General features: G+C 58.2%; 22 protein-coding genes and 1 tRNA gene. 12 read left to right on the top strand and 11 right to left on the bottom strand.

Annotated features, from left to right (window positions below; translation table 11 throughout):
* The first annotated feature begins 76 nt into the window (after nucleotides 1–76).
* Complete coding sequence (locus tag ACYQ6M_RS00115) at nucleotides 77–847, top strand: IclR family transcriptional regulator (protein WP_460071455.1); 771 nt, start codon at nucleotides 77–79, stop codon at nucleotides 845–847.
* Between the two features lie 31 nt (nucleotides 848–878).
* Here ACYQ6M_RS00115 and ACYQ6M_RS00110 read toward each other — a convergent pair whose 3' ends face one another.
* The 10 genes from ACYQ6M_RS00110 to ACYQ6M_RS00065 form a co-directional block, all read right to left on the bottom strand.
* Nucleotides 879–2,384 carry a tripartite tricarboxylate transporter permease gene (locus ACYQ6M_RS00110; protein WP_460071453.1) on the bottom strand — a complete coding sequence of 502 codons (1,506 nt, stop codon included), beginning with the start codon at nucleotides 2,382–2,384 and terminating at the stop codon, nucleotides 879–881.
* 2 nt (nucleotides 2,385–2,386) lie between these two features.
* The gene (locus ACYQ6M_RS00105) at nucleotides 2,387–2,827 is read right to left on the bottom strand and encodes a tripartite tricarboxylate transporter TctB family protein (RefSeq protein WP_460071451.1); all 441 of its coding nucleotides are present in this window, start codon (nucleotides 2,825–2,827) and stop codon (nucleotides 2,387–2,389) included.
* 19 nt (nucleotides 2,828–2,846) lie between these two features.
* On the bottom strand, nucleotides 2,847–3,233 hold the full coding sequence (locus ACYQ6M_RS00100) for a 5-carboxymethyl-2-hydroxymuconate Delta-isomerase (RefSeq protein ID WP_023003740.1): 387 nt from the start codon (nucleotides 3,231–3,233) through the stop codon (nucleotides 2,847–2,849).
* A 76-nt stretch (nucleotides 3,234–3,309) separates the two neighbouring features.
* Nucleotides 3,310–4,281 carry a Bug family tripartite tricarboxylate transporter substrate binding protein gene (locus ACYQ6M_RS00095; protein ID WP_023003742.1) on the bottom strand — a complete coding sequence of 324 codons (972 nt, stop codon included), beginning with the start codon at nucleotides 4,279–4,281 and terminating at the stop codon, nucleotides 3,310–3,312.
* Between the two features lie 20 nt (nucleotides 4,282–4,301).
* Complete coding sequence (prpB, locus tag ACYQ6M_RS00090; protein ID WP_460071448.1) at nucleotides 4,302–5,189, bottom strand: methylisocitrate lyase; 888 nt, start codon at nucleotides 5,187–5,189, stop codon at nucleotides 4,302–4,304.
* Between the two features lie 223 nt (nucleotides 5,190–5,412).
* Complete coding sequence (locus ACYQ6M_RS00085; RefSeq protein ID WP_460071446.1) at nucleotides 5,413–6,174, bottom strand: aldolase/citrate lyase family protein; 762 nt, start codon at nucleotides 6,172–6,174, stop codon at nucleotides 5,413–5,415.
* A 5-nt stretch (nucleotides 6,175–6,179) separates the two neighbouring features.
* Nucleotides 6,180–6,980 carry a 2-oxo-hept-4-ene-1,7-dioate hydratase gene (hpaH, locus tag ACYQ6M_RS00080; RefSeq protein ID WP_206909202.1) on the bottom strand — a complete coding sequence of 267 codons (801 nt, stop codon included), beginning with the start codon at nucleotides 6,978–6,980 and terminating at the stop codon, nucleotides 6,180–6,182.
* A complete protein-coding gene (locus tag ACYQ6M_RS00075; RefSeq protein WP_152505458.1) occupies nucleotides 6,974–7,852 on the bottom strand; it encodes a fumarylacetoacetate hydrolase family protein in 879 nt (292 codons plus the stop codon). The genes hpaH and ACYQ6M_RS00075 overlap by 7 nt, the downstream gene beginning before the upstream one ends.
* A gap of 1 nt (nucleotide 7,853) precedes the next feature.
* Nucleotides 7,854–9,311 (bottom strand): NAD-dependent succinate-semialdehyde dehydrogenase, encoded by a 1,458-nt coding sequence (locus tag ACYQ6M_RS00070; protein ID WP_460071442.1) that lies wholly within the window; start codon nucleotides 9,309–9,311, stop codon nucleotides 7,854–7,856.
* A 629-nt stretch (nucleotides 9,312–9,940) separates the two neighbouring features.
* Complete coding sequence (locus ACYQ6M_RS00065) at nucleotides 9,941–10,972, bottom strand: LacI family DNA-binding transcriptional regulator (protein WP_023003758.1); 1,032 nt, start codon at nucleotides 10,970–10,972, stop codon at nucleotides 9,941–9,943.
* A 579-nt stretch (nucleotides 10,973–11,551) separates the two neighbouring features.
* Between ACYQ6M_RS00065 and ACYQ6M_RS00060 the strand changes: the two genes are divergently transcribed.
* The 11 genes from ACYQ6M_RS00060 to ACYQ6M_RS00010 all read left to right on the top strand — a co-directional run bounded on the left by ACYQ6M_RS00060 (nucleotide 11,552) and on the right by ACYQ6M_RS00010 (nucleotide 21,092).
* Nucleotides 11,552–12,844: an amino acid ABC transporter substrate-binding protein gene (locus ACYQ6M_RS00060; RefSeq protein ID WP_023003759.1), complete on the top strand. Its 1,293-nt coding sequence runs from the start codon at nucleotides 11,552–11,554 to the stop codon at nucleotides 12,842–12,844.
* Between the two features lie 72 nt (nucleotides 12,845–12,916).
* The gene (locus tag ACYQ6M_RS00055) at nucleotides 12,917–13,660 is read left to right on the top strand and encodes an ABC transporter ATP-binding protein (protein WP_023003760.1); all 744 of its coding nucleotides are present in this window, start codon (nucleotides 12,917–12,919) and stop codon (nucleotides 13,658–13,660) included.
* Nucleotides 13,660–14,388, top strand: coding sequence for an ABC transporter ATP-binding protein (locus ACYQ6M_RS00050; RefSeq protein WP_460071439.1), 729 nt, complete (start codon nucleotides 13,660–13,662; stop codon nucleotides 14,386–14,388). Before ACYQ6M_RS00055 ends, ACYQ6M_RS00050 begins: the two co-directional genes overlap by 1 nt.
* 11 nt (nucleotides 14,389–14,399) lie before the next feature.
* Nucleotides 14,400–15,278, top strand: a complete 879-nt coding sequence (locus ACYQ6M_RS00045; protein WP_055661120.1) for a branched-chain amino acid ABC transporter permease — start codon at nucleotides 14,400–14,402, stop codon at nucleotides 15,276–15,278.
* Nucleotides 15,278–16,315: a branched-chain amino acid ABC transporter permease gene (locus ACYQ6M_RS00040; RefSeq protein WP_168685496.1), complete on the top strand. Its 1,038-nt coding sequence runs from the start codon at nucleotides 15,278–15,280 to the stop codon at nucleotides 16,313–16,315. The genes ACYQ6M_RS00045 and ACYQ6M_RS00040 overlap by 1 nt, the downstream gene beginning before the upstream one ends.
* A gap of 17 nt (nucleotides 16,316–16,332) precedes the next feature.
* Complete coding sequence (locus tag ACYQ6M_RS00035) at nucleotides 16,333–17,127, top strand: glutathione S-transferase family protein (protein ID WP_460071436.1); 795 nt, start codon at nucleotides 16,333–16,335, stop codon at nucleotides 17,125–17,127.
* 9 nt (nucleotides 17,128–17,136) lie between these two features.
* A complete protein-coding gene (locus tag ACYQ6M_RS00030) occupies nucleotides 17,137–18,063 on the top strand; it encodes a dioxygenase family protein (protein ID WP_055661117.1) in 927 nt (308 codons plus the stop codon).
* Nucleotides 18,060–18,806 (top strand): SDR family NAD(P)-dependent oxidoreductase, encoded by a 747-nt coding sequence (locus ACYQ6M_RS00025; RefSeq protein WP_460071434.1) that lies wholly within the window; start codon nucleotides 18,060–18,062, stop codon nucleotides 18,804–18,806. The genes ACYQ6M_RS00030 and ACYQ6M_RS00025 overlap by 4 nt, the downstream gene beginning before the upstream one ends.
* 3 nt (nucleotides 18,807–18,809) lie before the next feature.
* Nucleotides 18,810–19,688 carry a beta-keto acid cleavage family enzyme gene (locus ACYQ6M_RS00020; RefSeq protein WP_460071432.1) on the top strand — a complete coding sequence of 293 codons (879 nt, stop codon included), beginning with the start codon at nucleotides 18,810–18,812 and terminating at the stop codon, nucleotides 19,686–19,688.
* Nucleotides 19,689–19,727: 39 nt separating this feature from the next.
* Nucleotides 19,728–20,732, top strand: a complete 1,005-nt coding sequence (locus ACYQ6M_RS00015) for a quinone oxidoreductase family protein (protein WP_460071430.1) — start codon at nucleotides 19,728–19,730, stop codon at nucleotides 20,730–20,732.
* 12 nt (nucleotides 20,733–20,744) lie between these two features.
* Nucleotides 20,745–21,092 (top strand): cupin domain-containing protein, encoded by a 348-nt coding sequence (locus ACYQ6M_RS00010; RefSeq protein WP_460071428.1) that lies wholly within the window; start codon nucleotides 20,745–20,747, stop codon nucleotides 21,090–21,092.
* Between the two features lie 333 nt (nucleotides 21,093–21,425).
* Here the strand turns inward: ACYQ6M_RS00010 and ACYQ6M_RS00005 are convergent.
* Nucleotides 21,426–21,502 (bottom strand) — tRNA-Met (locus tag ACYQ6M_RS00005).

Below are 21,502 nucleotides of genomic sequence, written 5' to 3'. Positions count from 1 at the left end.
CTCATGCAATACCACTCTACTAGGACATTCGGTCGAATTAGATATTAAACACATACGATTATAGAGACTTACGAGGATGACTGCAGGAACACAAAGCATCGACCGCGCAGCGATGCTGCTCGATCTTGTCGCGGGTGGGCATCCCGACGGTGTTCCCTTCGCGGACATACTCGCAAAGTCCGGCCTGACCCGGCCGACTGCCCGACGAGTGCTGCAGGCGCTTATCGAACATGGCTTCGTCGACCAGGATGCGGAAAACCGCCGCTTTTTCCTCGGCTCCAGAATTTACGAACTGGGTCTGCTGGTCTTCCCAGCCTATGACCTGCAAGATGTTTGCAAACCGGAACTCGAACGTCTGGTCGAGGTAACGGGCGACACCGTTTTCCTCAATCGTGTCGTCGGTGACAAGATGACCTGCATTGCCCGGGAAAGCGGCGCGTTTCCCGTGAAGGCGTTTGTTCTGGACGTCGGGGTTCATCGCCCGATCGGGCTGGGCGCCGGTGGCATGGCTGTCCTTGCCGCCCTTCCGCCTGCAAAAGCCGAAGCGATCCTTGACAGAAACACCGGCGACCTCAAGGAGTTCTCCGGTGGCGTCACGAAAATCCGTGAAATGGTCGACCTGGCAAGAGAGACCGGCTACATCGACAGGGTGTCGGACGTTGGCGTCAGGACCGTCGCCATGGCAATCCGCGACAGTGCCGGCACACCTTTTGCGTCAATCAGCGTTTCCAGCATCATGGCGCGCATGACCGGCGAGCACCTGCAATCGGTACTCGCCATCATGGGGGAGGAAGTCGCGAAGATCAGCGCCAAGCTGTCGAAGATGCGGCCGATAGGTAGAGCCTGATCCGGCCGCGCCTTCCGATTGACCGAGGCTGTTAATCGGCAACGGGATTTTCGTTATTACGCTTGATCCGCGACCAGAGCAGGTTGAGCAGCGGCAGCACGATGATCAGGATCGTGATGCAGTGGATCGCGATGGCCGTGCTGGATCCGAGAAGATAACCGAAGTCTCCTCCTGAAATCATCAAGGCGCGGCGCAGGTGCTCCTCGAGCATCGGCCCCAGAACGAACCCGATGAGCAGCGGTGCGGGGGAATAGTCGTAAAATCGCAGGATCGCCCCGATAACCCCCATCAACAACACAGCCCAGACGTCGAAGGTGGAATTTGCCACGCCGAAGACGCCAGTGCAGATCAGTGCAATGATCACGGGAAACAGGAACCGTCTCGGCACGGCAACCAGTCGTGCCCAGACCCCGATCAGCGGTACGTTCAACACCAGCAGCAACACGTTGCCAATCCAGAAGCTGGCGACCAGGCCCCAGAACAGATCCGGGTGATCGACCACCAGTTGTGGTCCGGGTGCGATGCCATGGATCATTAAGGCACCCAGGATGATCGCCATTGTCGGCGTTCCGGGAATACCGAGCGTCATGGTCGGAATGAAGGCCGTCTGGGCGGCAGCGTTGTTGGCTGCCTCAGGTGCGGCGATCCCGTTGATCCGTCCAGTGCCGAATTCTTCCTTCTTGCCACCCACGGACCGTTCCAGCGAATAGGCCAGGAAAGAGGAAATCGTGGGTCCTGCACCGGGCAAGGGCCCCAGGATGCCACCAACGGAGGCTCCGCGAAGGATCGAGAACTTGATGCTCTTGAGTTTGCCGAAAGCGAGAAACATGGAGCGGGCGGAAATGGCGATCGGTTTCCTGTCGCCCTGATCATCCCTCAGCTTGTTGATGACCTCCGGGATGCCGAACAGCCCCATGGCAACGGCGACGATCGACAGCCCGTCGAGAAGGTTTGCATAGCCCATGTCGAACCGGGCAACGCCGCTGTTGAGATCAAGGCCGATGCTGCCCAGCAGCATGCCGATGAAGACCATCGCAACGCCCTTGAGCGCCGAGCCGCCCACTGCAACCGATCCGGCAACGAGCCCCAGCAGCAAGGTCGCGAAATACTCAGCCGGTCCGAAGGAGAGCGAGAACTTCACGATCAACGGCGACAGGAAAACCATGGCCAGAATGCCGAAAGTGCCGCCACTCAGCGAGGAGATCTGCGCTGTCAGCAGGGCAAGACCAGCCTCGCCCCTTTTCGCCATCGGGTAACCGTCCAGCGTTGTGATCGCATTGGAAGCCGTGCCCGGCAGATTGAGAAGGATCGATGCGATGGAGCCACCATATTCGGCTCCGTAATAGACACCGGCCAGCATGATGACCGCGGTCGTCGGCTCCAGATAGAAGGTGACCGGCAGCAGGATCGAGATCGCCGCGATCGCGCCGATACCTGGAAGAACACCGACGATATTGCCCAGCAGAACACCTGCGAAACAATAAAAGAGATTTACCGGATGCAGTGCGACCGTAAACCCTGAGAGGAAATCCATCATGATCAGAACCCGGGGAAAAGCCTGAGAGGCATGCCGAGGCCCAAAACGAATGTGAGCCACAGGAAGGCAGAAACGCCGATGGAGAGCAGCACCGTTTCCAGCCATTTCATGCGCGGAATGACGAGCGCCAGAACCGAAATCGCACACAAGGTGGTGAGTGCGATGCCGAGCCGTTCGATCAGCAAAGCGTAGAGTGCGATGGAAGCAACGACCCCGCAGAGGCCGAGCCAGGGGAATTGCCTTGGAAGGGTGACGTCACGAACGACGTTGACGACCGCGATCAGCAATCCGAAGACAATCGTCAAGGCACTCAAGACGACCGGGAACATTCCCGGCCCCATGTTGCGCGGCACGCCCATGTCGAGATCGCGGGAAGCGTAGAGGAAAACTGCACCTGCGAGCGCGACCAGCAGCCCGTCCTGTGCCTTGAAGAGAGCCTTCATCCCATCCTCCAGAAAACCGTCAGCTGGCTTTCAAGTGTTTGTGCAAATTGTTCATCTTGTAACTGTAAGCACTCGGGATCTCTTGCATTTCCATTGCGTATGCAAGCCGGGCACGGTCAGCGAGAGGCTTCAGATGCGACGAAGTCCGATCAAAGATCAAGTCTGCCGCCTCCTGTTTGGTCTGCGCATCCCTGCCTTCACCGATGCGAAGGGACAAGTGGACGAACCCGTTGTCCGGGTTCATGTCACCGACCAGGCAATCGTCAATGCGGGTGATGCGGATGCGGATACCCGCGATCGGGAAGATACCGGCTTCCGTCATGGCGGCGTGGACACAGCGACCGAAAGTTTCGACCTCGGTCTGATCTGCAATATTACCGGAATATTCGATCCAGGCGTGCGGCATGGTTCCATCCTTGAAAGGGCGAGCCGAAGCTCGCCCGGTAGGTTCAATTGTTGCGAAATGGAAGTTCAGGGAAAGGTCACTTCGGCTCGATGCCGGCGTCCTTGATTTCCTGGCCCCACAGGTCGACCTCGGAGGCGATGAATTCTGTCGTCGCCGCAGAATCCAGGCCACGCCGGGACGGCGTTACACCGATGCTTTCGAGTTTCGCCTGCACGTCCGGATTGGCAATGGTCTTGTTGAAGGCATCGCTCAGAACGTCCAGACGCTCCTGGGGGACACCAGCCGGAGCAACGACACTGTACCACCCAACCACGTTGAAACCGTCGAAGCCGAGTTCGTCTGCCGTTGGCGTGTCGGGCAGCGCGGCGTAACGGTCCGTGCTCGTGACGAGGATCGGCTTCAGGGCACCGCTCTCAACATGTGGCAGGACCGAAACAGGACTGCTGATCATCGCATTCACACGGCCGGCCAGGATATCGGAAATTGCATCTCCGGAACCTGAATAGGGAATATTGGTGAAGCTGAGATCCGCCTGCCGGGCCAGCAAACGCGCCGCCAGAAGCGCCGCGCTGCCTCCGTTTGCCATGGTCAGGTTTTCCGTGGCGGCCGCGGCAAAGCCTTCATAGTCGGAGATTTCGGAATCCCCCGGCACCGTGACCACATAGGGCGACTCGGAGATCACCGCGATCCCCGAGAAGTCTTCTTTCGAGTTGTAGGTCGCCGACTTGAAAAGCGACGGGTTGAGCGCAAGCGTCGCCTGGATACCGAACAGAATGGTATACCCGTCAGCCTCTGCCTGTTTCGCCAGAAGCGTGCCGACCGTTCCGGACGCACCCGGGCGGTTTTCGACGACAACAGGCTGCCCCAGATACTCCTTCATGTTGTCGGCAACAATCCGGGCCGTAGTGTCTGTCCCCCCTCCAGGCGAATACGGCACAATCAGGCGGACCGGCTTCTCCGGAAACGCGTCCTGCGCGATAACCGGAGCCGCCACTGTGAGCGCCAAGGCGCCCGCTGCGATTGACAACAAAGTTCTCTTGGTGAGCATTCTTTCCTCCCTTTGCTCAATTACTTCCGACTTTGGAACAACTCGTCGATCTTCCTTTCGTAGTCGTGGTAGTTCAGGAAGTCGTAGAGTTCCTCGCGCTTCTGCATGATATCCAGCACACCGGTCGCCGATCCGACCTCACGAATATGCTTGTAAACCTTCAGGGCTGCCGCGTTCATTGCGCGATTCGCAGACAAGGGGTAGAGCGCCGCTGAAACACCGACGCCGCGCAGCTCGTCCAGAGTGAAGTTCGGCGTCTTGGAAAACTCGGTAATGTTGGCAAGAACCGGATACGGCGTGTCGAGCGCATCGACGAAAGCCTTGTACTGGGACAACTCCGTGCAGGCTTCTGCGAAGATCATGTCGGCGCCAGCCTCGACGTAGGCACAGGCCCGGTCGATCGCACCGTTCAGGCCCTCGATGGCCAGCGCATCCGTGCGGGCAACAATGAAGAACTGATCGTCGGTCTTTGCATCCACGGCCGCCTTGACGCGGTCAACCATCTCCTGCTTGGAAACGATCTCCTTGCCCGGACGGTGACCGCACCGCTTGAGCTGGACCTGATCTTCCATGTGCATGGCACCGGCGCCGTCCTTGATCAGGCCGCGCACAAGGCGCGCGATGGTGAAGGCACCGCCGAAGCCGGTATCGACATCAACCAGGACCGGCAGACTGCTTGCATCCGTAACGCGGCGGAGATCCGTCAGCACGTCACTCAGGTTCGTGATGCCGAGATCGGGAAGCCCATAAGATGCGTTCGCGACGCCTGCACCGGCAAGATAAAGAGCCTTGTAGCCCACGCGCTCTGCCATCATCGCCGTGTAGGCGTTGATCGACCCCATGACCTGAAGCGGATTTTCTTCCTTCAAGGCCTGCCGGAACCGTGCGCCTGCCGAAAGTGTCGTCATTATAAACCTCTCATTTTTGACTGATCATAATATGATCATTTTTTGAACTCTTTATTTGATAAAGATCATATTATGGCTTTTTTCAAAGTCAATAAGTTATTTCCCGATGATTTCGAGCCGCCCCAGCCGCAGAAAACAGCCAAAAACAAAGGCCCGCCGCGCTTTCGCGCAACGGGCCCGCCTGTTCATAATATGGACACGCCCGGCCGTAACCGGGAAATGATCAGGGAAACGCCTGCCTCAACTCCGCAAGACCGCGGGCAAAGACACCAATATCAGCCCCAACGGCCAGAAACTCGACACCCATGAGCGCATAACGTTGCGCAAGTTCACGGTTGGACGTCAGGATACCGGCAGGCTTTCCCGCGGCCCTGATCCGCGAAAGGGCCTCAACCACGACCGCTTGCACAGGAGCCGCTTCGGGCTTGCCGACATAGCCCATGTCCGCGGCCAGATCCGCTGGCCCGACAAAGACGCCATCGACACCTTCAACGGCAAGTATCTCGTCCAGCGCATCGATGCCCTTGCAGCTTTCGACCTGGACAAGCAGACACACCTGCTTGTTTGCCGTGTGCAGATAGTCGGTTATGCGACCATAGTCCGATGCCCTTGCCAGGGCCGCGCCGACACCGCGCGCCCCCTCCGGCGGATAACGGACCGAGCCCACGGCTTCCTGCGCCTCCGCTGCCGTTTCGATCATCGGCACCAGAATTGTCTGCGCCCCGATATCCAGCATCTGCTTGATCAGGGCACGGTCATTCTCACGGACGCGAACCACCGGATGGCTGCTGCCGGAGAGAACCCGCAGCTGCGCCATGATTTCGGCAAGCCCGTTCGGCCCGTGTTCGGCATCGATGACGAGCCAGTCGAACCCGGCTCCTGCGCAAATTTCCGCGGCGCCGGGATGTGCCAGCGCCATCCAAAGGCCAATCTGGGTCTCCGGCTTTGCAAGCCGCGCCTTGAAGAGGTTTTTCGCTAAGGTCATCACGCTCACGCAAATCTGGTGGAGACGGCGCCAAACGGTCCGAAGTCGGCCCGGATCGCCGTGCCGGGTGGACATTCGATGGGGCCGATAAACGATCCCGTCAGGACGATCTGGCCGGGTTCGATGCGGTGGCCGTAGCTGGCCATCCGCCGGGCAAGCCAGACGAGCCCCATCACGGGGTCGTTCAAGACAGCCGCACCAAGACCGGTGGCTGTGACCTCACCATCCTGTTCGACGATAGCCCCAACCCAGCGAAGATCCACTTCGCCGGGGTCATGCCGTTGAGCTCCCAGAACCACGCCCGCATTGGCGGCATTGTCCGCCACGGTGTCGAAGATGCGCCGGCGCGTTCCCGTCTCCGGATCAGCACGCAAGATGCGGGTGTCCAGGATTTCAAGCGCAGGGCTGACATAATCCGTCGCCGCGATCACATCTTCACGGGACACGTTGCCATCGATTGGCGCCTTCATCACAAACGCTATCTCGGCTTCCACGCGCGGTTCGATAAATCGGCCGCGTGGCACCTGACCGCCATCCGGGAACAGCATGTCGTCATAAAGCACGCCCGAATCCGGCGTATCGATACCGAGTGCGTTCTGCATGACCTTGGATGTCAGGCCGATTTTCCACCCCAGGATGCGCCGCCCGGCTGCCAGTTTGGTCGCAAGTTGCGCCCCCTGTATGGCATAGGCATCATCCAGCGAGATGTCCGGGTAACGCACGCTGAGAAGGCCAGTCTGTTGCCGGGTCGCTTCCGCTTCCAGAAGTTCGGCCGCCACGTCCTGCACCTGCGCGGCACTCAGCATTTTTCGTCCTCAATGCCGTTGCGCAGGATGCCGATGCCTTCGGCTTCGACTTCCACAATATCACCCGGCTTCAACCAGCAAGGGGGCTCCATCCTTGCGCCGGCACCTGTCGGAGTGCCACAGACCAGAATGTCGCCAGGCATCAGCTGCGCAAATGTCGAAACGTAATTGACGATATAGGGGAAGTCGAAAATCATTCTCGACGTCCGGTCCTGCTGGCGAACCTCACCGTTGACGCGGGTTACAAGAGCAACATCCTGCAATTGGGCCGGGGAATGCAGCGGGACGAGAGCCGGGCCGATGCTGCCGGTCCTTTCCCAGTTCTTGCCCTGCGTCACGTTGAATTTCGCATGGCGCGTCCAATCGCGGATCGTTCCCTCGTTGCAAAGGGTAATCGCGGCAATATGGTCGAATGCCGTCTCGCGCGGAATGCGACGGCCGGCTTTTCCGATGACGATCGCAATCTCGCCTTCATAGTCCAGCTGATCGCTTTCCGGTGGCCGGATCAGTGGCTGGCCATGACCGGTGAACCCGCTCGCAAACCGCGGAAAAAGGGAGGGCCGCATCTGTTGTGCCTGGCCGTCCTTGTACTCTGCGTTCCTGTCCGGGTAGTTCACCCCGACGCAGATGATCTTCTGGGGAGCGGCGATCGGAATCTGGAAGGCGACATCTGACGCCCGATAGCTCACCGGACGCCTCTCGCCGGCCTTGACCAGATCCGGAAGGGCGCCGGCGGCAACAACGTCCAGAAGATTGCTGAACCGGGCTTCCAGATTGTCGGTCACGTCCACCAGATCATCGCCTGTCAGGACACCATAACGCAGGGCACCTTCTGCCCGAAACGCTGCAATGGCTGGCTCATATGCCGTCATGTCAATTTCCTTCATCGATTCCGCCAACACACAGGTATTTGGCTTCCAGGTATTCATCCAGGCCAAGGCGGGATCCCTCCCGTCCCAGGCCGGATTGCTTGATGCCGCCGAACGGTGCTTCGGCAGTGGAGATCAGGCCCGTGTTTATGCCGACCATGCCGTACTCGAGACGCTCGCCGACCCGCCAACTGCGCGCGAGGTCGCGGGTAAAGAAGTAGGCTGCGAGCCCGTACTCGCTGTCGTTGGCAAGCGCGATCACTTCTTCTTCCGTGTCGAAACGGAAGACTGGCGCCACAGGCCCGAAGGTCTCTTCACGTGCGATGCGCATCTCATGGTGCACACCGGTCAGAACGGTCGGCTGAAAGAAGGTGCCACCAAGGGAATGATGCGTTCCGCCCAGTTCAATCCTGGCACCATTGGCAATGGCATCCGAGATATGCGCCTGGACCTTGTCTATGGCTGAAACGTCAATCAGCGGACCAAGGTCCGTATCATCAGCCTGCCCATCGCCGACCTTCATGGTCCGCATCCGCTTCACCAGAGCGGCAACGAATGCGTCGTGAACACCGGACTGCACATAGATGCGATTGGCGCAAACGCAGGTCTGGCCGCTGTTGCGGAATTTGGCCACCACAGCCCCTTCGACGGCGGCTTCCACATCGGCATCATCGAAGACGATGAAAGGCGCATTGCCGCCGAGTTCCAGCGAGATCTTCTTGACGGTGTCGGCGCACTGCCGCATCAGCAACTTGCCGACGTCCGTTGAGCCGGTAAAGGACAGCTTGCGCACGAAGGGACTGGAGGTCATCGCTGCGCCAATCCTGCGCGCGTCCCCCGTGATAACCGTGAAGAGACCAGGCGGAACACCTGCACGCTCGGCGAGCGTCGCCAGCGCAAGGGCTGAAAAAGGCGTTTGCTCGGCGGGTTTGACGATGATTGCGCACCCGGCAGCCAATGCCGGTGCAACCTTTCTTGTGATCATCGCATTCGGAAAGTTCCAGGGGGTGATCGCCGCAACCACACCAACAGGCTGCCTGACCACCAGGAGGCGCTTGTCCCGGGACGTCGCAGGTATCGTCTCGCCGTATATGCGGCGCGCTTCCTCGGCATACCATTCGACATAGGAGGCACCGTAGAGGACTTCCCCTTTCGCCTCTTTCAAAGGCTTGCCCTGTTCCAGGGTGATGATGCGCGCCAGATCGTCAGCGTTCTCGACAATCAACGCAAACCAGCGCTGAAGCACCTCGGCCCGTGCCTTCGCAGGCTGTGCGGCCCAATCGGCCTGTGCCTCCTTGGCATGTCTGATGGCCAACTCTGTTTCAGTGCCCCCAAGGTTGGGAACATTACCGAGGCAAGCGCTGGTCGCCGGGTTCGTGACGGTAAGGCCCTCAACACCCGCTTCGTAGTTGCCTTCACCAATACGGACGCTTTCGCAGAGAAGGCTCCTGTCTTTTAACACTGATGCATCTCCCCCTGCCCGGACACTCAATTCAAAAAGTTCATATTGTGGATATATATTCAACAAATATTATAATCACAATCACATTATGAACTTATTTGTTCAAGGGACGCTTGACTACAGTGTTTTTGGGAGGCCCTGTCGCCGAGAGCAGAAGCTGCGGCTGCCCAACCACGGCTCGAACCGACGTTTGAAAGAAGCAGGACGATCCAGCAACCATCGGGTTGCCGGATCGGTCACTTTCGTAAGTATCTGAAAAGACGAATGAATGAGTGCCACTAGCCGGGCACTGAACGTTTACGCGGCTGTACGGTCCGGCAACGAATGCGAAAGAACCGAAAGAACATCAACGATCCGGCTCAGCGACCACATTCTGAACCCGTCGATCGGGCACACTAAATGCAAGGAGCCAATAGTGAAATGCGGGCTCAAGCAAACCAGGCTCGCGATCAGAGCACCCCGATCGTCCAAAATGAAGCTGACAGGCGCTGTCACGAGTGTCGTCCCAAGGGAATGGTGTGCCTGGTTGGTAGTCTTTTGGGGTGACTGTTCTTCACCCCAGGGCCGGATGACGGCGCACTTGAGGTTGCTGCGCAAAAATCGCCCGGCCAGCAGAAGTCAGGCGCTCTCTAATGGTCGGTTTCTATCCGAAGGACGCTGTTTCGGCATTTCAGGCTGACCGGAAGAACTGTTTCCCTTGGAACCTTGCCGTCACAGCCGTCAATCATCTGAACCAGCAGCCGGGCAGCGGTGGCCCCTGCATCAAACTGTTCTATGCGCACTGTTGTGAGGCCAGGCGGAATGAGATCCAGGAACGGCATGTCGTTGAAGCCGGTGATGGAAATCTTGTCGGGACACGGATGCCCGTTTCTGGCGCAATAATCCATGGCCCCGAGGGCCAGCCTGTCATTGGCGCACAGAATTGCGGTTGTTTCCGGTGACCGGCTCAATATCTCTTTCGCACAACGGCGGCCTTCCTCCTCCTCGAAACGGCAGGCTTCCTCAATGACAAGTGCATCGGCTGAAAGTCCGTAGTCCCGGGCAACCGAGCAGAACGCTTCACGGCGCAGCAGTCCGGTCGACAAGTCCCGAGGTCCGGCAAGATGCGCAATTCGCCGGTGACCATGATCATGAAGATGATCAAAAATCATGCGGATCCCGGCTTCCTCGTCGTTGATCACATATGGGATCTCGGCTTCCTCGACCTTTCGGTTCAGCGTGACAACCGGAAGACCCTGGCGCGCCGCTTCCACGATATTGGGATCGCTGCGCAACACAGCCGTATGGATGATGCCGTCCACGCCGCGCTCCTGAAGCGTCTCGGTCAATCGGCGCTCCCGGTCACTGTCACCATCGGTGTTGACGATGATGGAAGCATAACCCAGCGGCTCCATCACACTTTCGATGCCGCGAACGATCGGCGGGAAAATCATGTTGGTGATATCCGGGATCATCACCCCGACCGTCATCGACTTCTGCTTGCGCAAACTGAAGGCAATCCGGTTGGGCCGATACCCCAGCCTGTCGGCCGCTTGACGGATCTTCACGACAATTTCTTCGGTCAGCGAGCTGCGCTTTTGCGGATCAAGCGCACGGGAAACCGTGGAAACATGAACACCTGTTTCCCGGGCAATATCCTTCAGTGTCGGCCGTCGGCTCATCTTTGCGTCCTCCCACCCTCCATATAGCTGGATGGAACCCTCTTCGCAATCGATTGCATAAAACTGTTGACACCTCGTTTGTGATCGTGTTACCGATTATGCAATCGATTGCAGAGATTTGGATTTCGCGTTCTGCGACTTGCCTGAAATGGGCGCCGCACCGGTACGTGCGGTTCGTTCGTTGTGGCGAGGGCAAACCCGAAACGGGTTGGACGCGCGAAAGATCTGTGCTTCGATTTGGGACTGTCAGCCTTGGGAGAGGCGTCGGCCCAACGCTCTGAAACACGACACGTGTTTCGGGCGCTATCGATGATTTGGGAGGGAGTCAGACTTTTCCTGTCCGGCACATCCGGATCAGAGCGTGACGATTTTCGTCGCGCATATTATTGCGAATATCTGTGCAATCGATTGCACGATTAAGTTCGATTGCTGAAATGCATGAGGTGATGTGAATGCCGCCCCGATCTCGAACGTGAGCAAGGGGCACGACGAATGGCTACGGTATGGTGCAAGGGCTTGGGAGGGCTCCACCGCAGATCTACCGAAAAGGATCTGATCTCATCTTCAGGGAGGAAAAAGATGAAACGCATTAATTGGACGGTGGCAGCTCTTGTGTCTGCCAGCATGCTTGCATCTGGCTATACCGGAATGGCTCAGGCGGCTGATCCGCTCAAGATCGGCGCCAGCCTGCCCTTGACCGGTGGTTTTTCGATTGCCGGACAAAAACACCAGCAAGGCTATGAACTGTGTGTCGATCTCATTAACGAGCGCGGCGGCATCATGGGTCGCCAGGTCGAGCTGCTTGTTTCCGATAACAGATCCGACCCGGCAACTGCCATCAACCAGTACGAACGCTTCATCAATGTCGACGGCGTGGAGGCGGTATACGGAACCTTTTCCTCGCGTCTGTCCTTCCCTGTCGCCAGCATTCTGGCAAAGAACAACATGGTTCACCCGTTGCCGGCCGGTGGCGCCCTGCGCATCTATACGCAGGGTCACAAGAACATCTTCTATTTCCAGCCGAATGCCGCCGAATATGTCGGCGCTTCCCTCGCAGGCATCATCAAGGACCTGATCCCCGAGGGTGAAACACCCAAGACTGCGGCGGTGATATCCGCGGACGACTTCTTCGCAAACGGTGTCTGGTCGGGCCTTATGGGCGAGAAGGTCATGGACCCGGCGGACGGCTCACTCGTGCGCGACCTCGCACCGGGATACCTTGCTGAAAACAACATCGAAGTCGTCTTTTCCGAGCGTTGGCCGGAAGAAGGTTTCAGCGACTGGCTCAACCTTGCCAATCAGGTGAAACGCTCCGGAGCGGAACTGATCATCGGACTGACAGCTTCCGCGGAAGAGGCGGTCCAGCTGACACGCGCACTCAAGACAGTCCGGGCGGAGCCGAAACTCGTCTATTTCAGCCAGGGAACACAGGCTGAATACCTGGAAGGCACCGGCTCAAGTGCAGAAGGCGTCCTGGTTCATACCTCCTGGCACAAGGATGCGCCGTTTCAGTCGACACTGGCCGGCGAACCGTTTTCCAACAGCGACTTCGTCGCCTCCTATCAGGAAAAATTCGGAGCGGTTCCCGATGAAGACGCTGCCATTCCCTTCGCTGTCTGCCAGGGCATCGAGCAGGCAATTCTCGGTGCCGGTTCAACCGACAATGAAGCCATGGGCAAATGGTTGTCGGAACGCACCAGGGACGAGCCGGTTCGCACGATCCTCGGGCGGTTCAACTGGGATGAACTGGGGCTGCCTGCAGACAAGCCGTTCCTGATGACCCAGTGGAACGATGGTGAACTGCAGTTTGTCTATCCGACGGACGAGTTTGAAGGCGTCAGCGCCCTCACCTACCCGAAGGGTTCGTTCTGACGGATCGAACCGGTCCCGGGCGCGTGGCGCCCGGGAAGCTCTCCTGACATTCCAAGCGCAAAGCGAGTTCCCATGCTCGAAATAGATAACCTGTCCAAGCATTTTGGCGGGATCCGCGCAGTCGACGGCTGTTCGTTCACCGTTCCCAAAGGCAGCATCACGGCCCTGATCGGCCCGAATGGCGCGGGCAAGACCACCGCCTTCAACTGCATAAGCCGGACAACCGAACCCTCGGCCGGCAAGGTTCTTCTTGAGGGCCAACGCATCGAACATCTGCGGCCGCACAAGATCACCCGCATGGGCCTGAGCCGCACGTTCCAGATCAGCCGAAACCTGGCGGACATGACGGTTCTGGAAAACGTCATCTGCCAATCCAGGATCGGCGGCTGGCGGGATCTTTTCAAACCCGCCCTTGGTGCGGAAGAAGTCGAAAAGGCGATGGAAATCCTCGACTTCCTCGGCATTACGCGGATCGCCTACGAGGACGGCTCCAACCTGTCCTACGGCCAGAAGAAACTGATGGATCTGGCAGCGCTCCTGATGAGCGACCCCAAGATCATTCTGCTCGATGAACCTGCTGGCGGGGTCAATCCGACGCTGCTTGAGGAAATCATCGGCCACATACAAAAGCTGAACGAACAGGGCCTGACGGTGCTCATCGTGGAGCACAACATGGACCTCATCATGCGCCTGTCCCACAAGATCGTGGTGATGGCACAGGGCAAGGTCATTGCTGATGGCAAGCCCGAAGAAGTCCGCGAAAATCCTGCTGTTCTCGACGCCTATCTTGGTGGCGTCCTGGAGGAGGCTGCGTGATGAGCGAACTTCTCCACGTTTCCAATGTGACTGCCGGTTACGGCGACGGCCCGGCAATTCTGGACGGAGCCGAGCTTCGTGTCGAACCCGGCAAGGTCCACTGCATCATCGGTCCGAACGGCGCCGGCAAGTCCACCTTGCTGAAGGCCATCTGCGGCATGCTCAAGGTGCGCAACGGCGACGTTCTCTACAAGGGCGAAAGCCTGAAGGGCCTTCGCCCGGACCAGGTACTTCGAAAGGGAATTTGTTTCGTTCCCCAGGAGCGCGCGCTGTTCCCGAAAATGACCGTACGGGAAAACATGCGCATGGGCGGATTTTCCATGAGCGACAAATCCGGTCTGGAAAAACGCATCGACGAGATCGAGGAGCTCTTCCCGATCCTGAAGGAACGCCGCGACCAGCACGCAGGCACGATGTCGGGAGGTCAACAACAGACCCTGGCCATGGCCCGCACGATGATCCTGAAGCCGGACATTGTCATGCTGGATGAACCGTCGCTCGGACTGGCGCCAAAGATCGTCCAGGAAATGTTTTCAATCATGAAGATGATGGCCGCAGAAGGCATCACGATCCTTCTTGTTGAGCAGAACACCTTGATGGGATTGAAGAATTCCGACCAGGGCGTCGTTCTGGATCTGGGACGCACCCTGTTTTCCGGTCCTGCGGACGACGTCCTGCGCGACCCGCGGATACAGGACCTTTATCTCGGCGGCAAGAAGGCAGCCTGAGGAGGGCAACCATGGCTGATATTATTCAAACTCTCATTCTGGGCCTTGCTCTTGGTGGTGTGTTCGCCCTCATGGGATCCGGGCTCAGTCTCGTATTCGGTGTCATGCGCATCGTAAACCTGGCGCATCCGGTGCTGATCATCGCCGGCGCTTACGTCGCCTACTGGGGTTTTCGGCTGTATGGCATCGACCCCTTGATGATGCTGCCCGTGGCGATCGTCATTCTGGCCGCCATAGGTGTGCTGCTTTACAAGTTGGTTTTCGAACGGGAAGCACGCTCGGCCAAATATTCGGAAATGACGGTCCTGCTCACCTTCGCAATCGCGATGGTTGTCGAAGGGGCACTGGGAGGGTTCTTCTCGAACACCCAGCGTGTGACGTCTCCGGACTACGCGACCGATGCGATCTTTATCGGTGATGTCTTCATTCCGACCGGCCAGCTTTATGCAGGCATTCTGTCGCTGATCATCATTTCCGTGCTGGCGCTTTTCCTGAAGTATTCCAGTTTCGGCTACGCCATCCGCGCAACCACCCAGAACCGCGAAGCGGCTGAACTGCTGGGGGTGAATGTCAACCGCGTTGCCCTGGTCAGCTTCGCAATCGGCATTGGTCTCGCCGGGGCTGCTGGCTGCCTTGTCTCCTTCGTCTTCTCGTTCTTTCCGGCAAAACACTGGGAGTGGATCGCGGTCCTCATGTCCCTGGTGGTTCTCGGCGGCATGGGCTCACTGCTCGGCACGGTCGTCGCATCCTTCCTGTTGAGCGTGATTGCCGCCTTCGTCGGCACCTATGTCGGAGCGACATGGTCGACCATGACCTTCTTTCTCGCCCTGTTTCTCATCCTTCTCGTTCGGCCCCAGGGGCTGTTCGGTGAAAAACCGGAGCTTGCATAATGTCCCTTGCTTTCAACGAGACTTCCAACGTTCTGCAGGCCCGGGCCGAGCACAACGAAAAGCTTGCACGGCGCGCCGACAGGACACGGGCCACCTGGTTTCCGATCGTCCTTCTGGCCCTCTTGCTGGCGGTTCCGGCACTGCAATTTGTCGGCAACTTCAACTATGTGATCCACCTCATCCTGTTCACGGCCTGCTATGCGGTCATGGCATCGGGCTGGAACATTCTTGGCGGTTTCACCGGTTACATCTCGCTGGGACACAACGTCTTCTTCTGCATTGGCGGCTACTTTGCCGGAATGCTGCTGGCACGCTTCGGCATTTCGACGCTTTTGACGGCACCTCTGGCAGGCCTCGTTTGCGCTGCTGTCGGCTATCTGATCGGTCGTATCACGCTCAAAACGCGCGGCCCGAGCTTCATCATTTCCTCGCTGGCGCTGGTGATGATTGCCCGCATCCTGTTTGACAACTGGCACTTTGTCGGTGGGGCCAATGGTGTCGCCCTACCTGCCAACGACCTCAGTGTGGAATGGGCCAAGCTGCCGTATTACTACGCCTTCGTCATTCTGGCGGCGCTGACCGTCTTCATCAGCTACAAGATCAAGCACTCGAAATTCGGGCTCGGGCTGCGCGCCATTTCGAAGGACGAGATCAAGGCCGAGAGCGCAGGGATCGATACCCGCACCTACAAGACGCTCGCCTTCGCCATCTCGGCAGCCTTTGTCGGCATGGCAGGCGCTATCTGGGGTGAATATCTCACCTACATCCGTCCGAACATCTTCCTGATCATTCTTGTCAGCGTGAACATGGTTCTGATGTGCATTCTCGGCGGCAAGGGCACGATCGCGGGCCCGGTCATCGGTGCAGTCCTGATTGTCGCCTTCAACGAGATCTTCGTCGCAACTCTTGGCTCTTCGGAATTCAACATCCTGGCAACCGGCCTGATCATGGCGCTGGCGCTGATGTTCTTTCCCCTCGGCATCGTTGGGACCCTGGCAGCGAAACACCGCCTGCCCCGCTTCCTGAACTGGGACTGAGAGAAAGGGCTCAACCGATGGGTTTCGTACTTTACAACGCGCCTCAATCCACCTGCTCGCAGCGTGTGCGCTTCTCCCTTCACGCAAAGGGACAGGCATTTGAAGAAAGAAAGCTAGACCTCTTCAGTGGCGACCAGCTCAAGCCGGATTATCTGGCGATCAATCCCAATGGCGTGGTTCCGACCCTCGTGCATGACGGGGTCCCCGTGACCGATAGCGCCGTCATCATGGAGTATCTGGAAGACATACTGCCGGACACATCCCCGATGCGACCGTCTGCTCCTCATGAGCGTGCAAGGATGCGGGCGATGTTGCGCTTCATCGATGAAGTGCCGACACCGGCGATCCGCGTACCATCCTATAATCTTGCCTTCCTGCCGCATTTTCAGGCCATGAGCGCAGAAGAATTTCAGGCGCTTTGCGACAGCAAGCCGTTGCGCCGCGAGTTTCTCATGAAAATGGGCCGCACCGGTTTTCCGAAGGCTGACATGGACGAGGCGCAGGGACGCCTGGACAGGGGCGTGGACCGAATGAACCAGTGGCTCCTGGAAGGAGGTGGCCCCTGGATCATGGGACAGACCCTCACCTATGCCGATATCGCCATCATGCCGGTCATTGTGCGCATGGACGACATCAACCTGAGTGATGCCTGGGCAGACAAGCCCATGGTCGCGGCATGGCTGGATAACATTCGCAAGGAGCCCGCCTTCAGGGCCACCTATTACCACGGCTCCTTGCTCACCGAAAAATACCCGCACCTGAAAGCAGCCAGGGCCGACCAGGCCTTACATGCGACAGCGGCGTCCGCCTGAGGGAACGTCATGGACAGCTACGTTACGACCACAAGACTGATCAGCAAGGAAGAGGATGTCACCCCTGCCGTTCTGGCGGCCATGGAGGCGACATCGGATCCGCGTTTCAAGGAAATCATCACCTCTCTCGTCCGGCACCTGCATGCCTTTCTGCGGGAGGTTCGCCCGACCGAAGCCGAATACGAAAAAGGCCTGCAGATCCTCAATGCCATAGGCCAGCAGACCGACAACGCCCACAACGAGGCGGTGCTCATCTGCGACGTTCTCGGCGCCTCGACACTCATCGATCTCATCAACAATGACGGCATGCAGGGCGAGACGATGTCAGCCTTGCTTGGCCCCTTCTATCGGGGATCTGCACCTGACTGCGAGTTTGGCGACACCATCGCACGGTCCACCACGTCGGGAGACCCGCTGGTTCTGAAGGGCCGTGTACTGGACGTGAATGGTGAACCCATTGCCGGGGCAACGCTTGATGTTTGGCAGGCATCCCCGGATGGACTCTACGAGAACCAGGACAAGGACCAGGCTGACTTCAATCTGCGTGGCAAATTTGTTTCGGACGAAAACGGCAACTACCTCATCCGCACGGTGAAACCGGCCGGTTACCCGGTCCCCGTTCACACCACTACGGGAGATCTGTTGAGGGCACAGAAACGGACACCCATGCGTCCGGCGCATGTCCATTTCATAGTGTCCGCCCCTGAACACAAGACACTCATCACCCAGATTTTCGCCGATACGGACGAAGCGATGGTGAACGACGTTGTGTTCGGTGCGAAGGAACAGATCGCGGGTGATCTGGAACTCCGGGAAACACCTTCAGCCGAATATCCCGACGTTGCCGCCCCCTTCTACACCTGCACCTACGACTTCATCCTGAAGCCAGGCGAACCCCGTTTCCCCGAACCGCCGATCAAGGGGAAAGTGTCTTGAGCCAGTCATTGAAAGGGAAAGTCGCCGTTGTCATCGGCGGCTCCGGCGGAATAGGCGCAGCATCTGCCAAACTGTTCGCAGAGGCGGGCGCGCGTGTCGTCGTCGGATATCGTTCCAGCGAAGACAAGGCGCAGGCAGTCGTCACGGCACTCGAAGGCGACGGCCATCTTGCGCTGAAAGTCGATGTCATCGACACGCCAAGCATTGAGGCCTTCAAGGAGGAAATCGCGAGCAGAGTTGGGCGGGTCGACATTCTCGTGAATTCGGCGGGTACCACGACGCCGGTCGCTCACAAGGATCTGGATGGACTGACGGACACCATCATCGATGAGGTTTTCGCCTCCAATTTCCGGGGGGTGTTCGCGTCCATTCGCGCCTTTGCCTCCCTGCTCAAGGCGAGCGGCGATGGTGCCGTCATCAACGTGTCCTCGATCGCGGCCTTCAAGGGGTTCGGTTCTTCCATCGCCTACTGCGGCGCAAAGGCAGCACTCGATTCGATGACCCATACGCTTGGCCTGGCACTTGGACCGGAAGTCCGGATCCTCTCAGTGTCTCCAGGAATGGTTGCGACGGATTTTGTTCCAGGCAGAACACGGGAACAGGTCGAAAAGGCAGGTGCAGCGACCCCATTGCAAAAGGTTGTCGAAGCCGAGGATATCGGCAAGGCGATCTTTGCGTCCGTTGCCTACCTCACCCACTCCACGGGCACGCGCATCGTTGTCGATGCCGGGCGGGGGCTTTGAACCATGGTGCATAAAACCATCATCACCTGCGCTGTGACAGGAAACCTGACCACCCGAGACCAGCACCCTGACCTGCCGGCAACCCCTCAGGAGATTGCCGATGCATGCCTTGAGGCAGCCGAAGCCGGCGCCGCAATTGCCCACATTCACGTGCGGAATCCGGAGACGGCCAAGCCATCGATGGAGATCGGCCTTTATGAAGACGTTGTCAGGCTGATCCGGCAGAAGAACACTGATCTGATCCTCAACCTGACGACCGGTCCAGGCGGCCGTTTCGTCCCCTCCGATGACGATCCTTCGGTCGCCGGCCCGGGAACGACGATCCTGCCCCCTGAAAAACGGGTGGAACATATCGCAAGGATCCGTCCGGACATCTGCACACTGGATTTCAACACCATGAACTCGGGTGCACAGGTGGTGATCAACACACCCCGGAATGTACGCGTGATGGCTGAAGTCATCCGCGACAGCGGTGTGAAACCGGAACTGGAATTGTTCGACACCGGCGACATCGTGATGGCCAATGATTTTCTGAAGGCCGGACGTATCGAAGGTCCCGCCATGTGTTCGCTTGTAACGGGCGTGAGATACGGCCTGCCTTCAACTCCGGATGCCATGTCCATGGCTTCCCGAATGTTGCAGCCAGGCACGGTGTGGACCGGCTTTGGTGTCGGCCGATGGGCTTTTCCGATGCTGGTGCAAGCCTGGCTGCTGGGTGGCCACGTGCGCATTGGCATGGAGGACACCGTCTATATCGGCAAGGGCAAACGGACAAAGGGCAATGGCGAACTGACCGCCAGAGCCCGTGACTTCATTGAGAAACTGGGAGGCGAAATCGCCACTGCAGGCGAAGCCAGGCAAATGCTTGGACTCCAGCAGTAAGCGCGCCGCAACAAAGTGAAAAGGACGGGGACAAGAGCCATGAACGTTCAAAGCAAGACAGTCACCGGCAAGGCCCTTTGGGTGACGGAAAAGTCGCCGGATCTGGACAATCTTCTGATCGACGTGATCGAACCGGCAATACCTCAGCACGGGCCGGGTCAGGTCCTGGTTGAAATCAGGGCAGCTGGTGTAAATCCTTCAGACGTGAAGGCGTCTCTCGGCCATATGCCGCATGCGGTTTGGCCAAGAGTTCCCGGTCGCGATTTTGCAGGCGTTGTTGTTGATGGACCAGCACATCTGATCGGCAAGGAAATCTGGGGAGGAGGCGGAGAACTCGGCATCACACAAAACGGTTCTCACGCCAAGTATATGGCCTTGCCACAGGCCGCAGTCCGCGAAAAACCGGTCAATTTTACCATGGAAGAAGCCGGTTCGATCGGCGTTCCCTTCATAACCGCCTTTGAAGGTCTGCGGGAAGCTGGCGGCGTTCAGCCATGGGACAATGTCCTGGTTTGCGGGGCCAACGGCAAGGTAGGACAGGCTGCAATCCAGCTTGCGACGATGGCAGGCGCAACAGTGTTCGGTGTCGAATACAAGCCCATGGAATTTCTCGGCCATAGTGCGCAACCCATCGAAATGTTCGACAGCTCTTCTCAGGACGTCGCTCAACTGGTTCGCGAAAAGACCGGGGGGCGGGGCGCTGATATCGTCTTCAACACCGTCGGAAGCCCCTATTTCGAAATGGCCAACAAGGCGCTTGCAAAACAGGGGCGTCAGGTCTTCATCTCCACGTTCGACAGGGCGGTAGACTTCGACATCTTCACGTTTTTCCGCGGGCGTCACAAGTTCATCGGTATCGATACATTGGCGCTCGACAGTGTGTACGGCGCGAAGATCTTCGACGTGCTCAAGCCGAAGTTCGAGGCCGGTGTTCTGAAGCCCTTCCCGATCAATCCGGAAACCGTCTACGGATTTGACGACGCCGCCAAGGCCTACGCTTCAGTTCTGCGTGCAACGCCTGAGCGGGTTATCCTCAAGCCTTAGAAGGAAACGCACATGCAGGTAACCCGCATTGACAGCGCGCAGCAATATGAGGCGCCGGAACACTACGCGATGGCGTGCGTTCGTCTTCAGGGAAAGGAGGCAACGTCAACGCACTCAATGTGGGTAGGCCTGTCCCATCTTCTTCCTGGAGGCCACACATCTCTCAAGGCGTCCCCACAAGAGAAGATCTATGTGGTCATTTCCGGCCAGGTCACCATCACCAATGGAAATGAAGTGGTGACCCTTGGACCACTGGATTCCTGCGTTCTATCTTCAAATGAACCAAGAGCTCTCGAAAACAGGACAAACCAACCGGCCACCATCCTTCTGGCGATGGAGGAAACAGCCCAAAGTCTCTAGAAGGTCTTTGGGTTAACCGGTCGTGGCTCTTGTTTCAGTGGTCTGTCAGGTTGGTGTCGGTGTGAACAAGCTTTTTATTTGGGCCTGTCGCCGGCTTTGAGAGTTTTCTGCCCCGCTGCGTGGGTCATTCGCCCAGCCCCTGTCATAATGGCACAAAAAAACCCCGGTCAGGATATCTGCCGGGGTTTGATATTGTTTTGGTATTTGGCTTTTAGATTTTTTGTGCCAGTGCGTCGGGCATAGCGCTTTTTGATGGGGCCGGGTCATGTCAAGATCCCTGCCGCGCGTGATCCAACAAAAAAGGCCGCCCTATTGGCCGGCCTTTTGTTTATTTGGTTGCGGGAGCAGGATTTGAACCTGCGACCTTCAGGTTATGAGCCTGACGAGCTACCGGGCTGCTCCATCCCGCG

The sequence above is a fragment of the Roseibium sp. ROS1 genome, assembly GCF_054658215.1.
This window is presented reverse-complemented; position numbering and strand designations above follow the sequence as displayed.

Excerpts from the sequence above, each read along its gene's own strand:
- ACYQ6M_RS00065 (WP_023003758.1), bottom strand. The coding sequence starts at position 10,972 with ATGAGCCGACGGCCGACACTGAAGGATATTGCCCGGGAAACAGGTGTT.
- ACYQ6M_RS00030 (WP_055661117.1), top strand. The coding sequence starts at position 17,137 with ATGGACAGCTACGTTACGACCACAAGACTGATCAGCAAGGAAGAGGAT.
- ACYQ6M_RS00035 (WP_460071436.1), top strand. The coding sequence starts at position 16,333 with ATGGGTTTCGTACTTTACAACGCGCCTCAATCCACCTGCTCGCAGCGT.
- prpB (WP_460071448.1), bottom strand. The coding sequence starts at position 5,189 with ATGACGACACTTTCGGCAGGCGCACGGTTCCGGCAGGCCTTGAAGGAA.
- ACYQ6M_RS00095 (WP_023003742.1), bottom strand. The coding sequence starts at position 4,281 with ATGCTCACCAAGAGAACTTTGTTGTCAATCGCAGCGGGCGCCTTGGCG.
- ACYQ6M_RS00015 (WP_460071430.1), top strand. The coding sequence starts at position 19,728 with ATGAACGTTCAAAGCAAGACAGTCACCGGCAAGGCCCTTTGGGTGACG.
- ACYQ6M_RS00040 (WP_168685496.1), top strand. The coding sequence starts at position 15,278 with ATGTCCCTTGCTTTCAACGAGACTTCCAACGTTCTGCAGGCCCGGGCC.
- hpaH (WP_206909202.1), bottom strand. The coding sequence starts at position 6,980 with ATGCTGAGTGCCGCGCAGGTGCAGGACGTGGCGGCCGAACTTCTGGAA.
- ACYQ6M_RS00115 (WP_460071455.1), top strand. The coding sequence starts at position 77 with ATGACTGCAGGAACACAAAGCATCGACCGCGCAGCGATGCTGCTCGAT.
- ACYQ6M_RS00045 (WP_055661120.1), top strand. The coding sequence starts at position 14,400 with ATGGCTGATATTATTCAAACTCTCATTCTGGGCCTTGCTCTTGGTGGT.
- ACYQ6M_RS00085 (WP_460071446.1), bottom strand. The coding sequence starts at position 6,174 with ATGACCTTAGCGAAAAACCTCTTCAAGGCGCGGCTTGCAAAGCCGGAG.
- ACYQ6M_RS00100 (WP_023003740.1), bottom strand. The coding sequence starts at position 3,233 with ATGCCGCACGCCTGGATCGAATATTCCGGTAATATTGCAGATCAGACC.
- ACYQ6M_RS00060 (WP_023003759.1), top strand. The coding sequence starts at position 11,552 with ATGAAACGCATTAATTGGACGGTGGCAGCTCTTGTGTCTGCCAGCATG.
- ACYQ6M_RS00105 (WP_460071451.1), bottom strand. The coding sequence starts at position 2,827 with ATGAAGGCTCTCTTCAAGGCACAGGACGGGCTGCTGGTCGCGCTCGCA.
- ACYQ6M_RS00075 (WP_152505458.1), bottom strand. The coding sequence starts at position 7,852 with ATGACGGCATATGAGCCAGCCATTGCAGCGTTTCGGGCAGAAGGTGCC.
- ACYQ6M_RS00020 (WP_460071432.1), top strand. The coding sequence starts at position 18,810 with ATGGTGCATAAAACCATCATCACCTGCGCTGTGACAGGAAACCTGACC.
- ACYQ6M_RS00050 (WP_460071439.1), top strand. The coding sequence starts at position 13,660 with ATGAGCGAACTTCTCCACGTTTCCAATGTGACTGCCGGTTACGGCGAC.
- ACYQ6M_RS00110 (WP_460071453.1), bottom strand. The coding sequence starts at position 2,384 with ATGATGGATTTCCTCTCAGGGTTTACGGTCGCACTGCATCCGGTAAAT.
- ACYQ6M_RS00010 (WP_460071428.1), top strand. The coding sequence starts at position 20,745 with ATGCAGGTAACCCGCATTGACAGCGCGCAGCAATATGAGGCGCCGGAA.
- ACYQ6M_RS00055 (WP_023003760.1), top strand. The coding sequence starts at position 12,917 with ATGCTCGAAATAGATAACCTGTCCAAGCATTTTGGCGGGATCCGCGCA.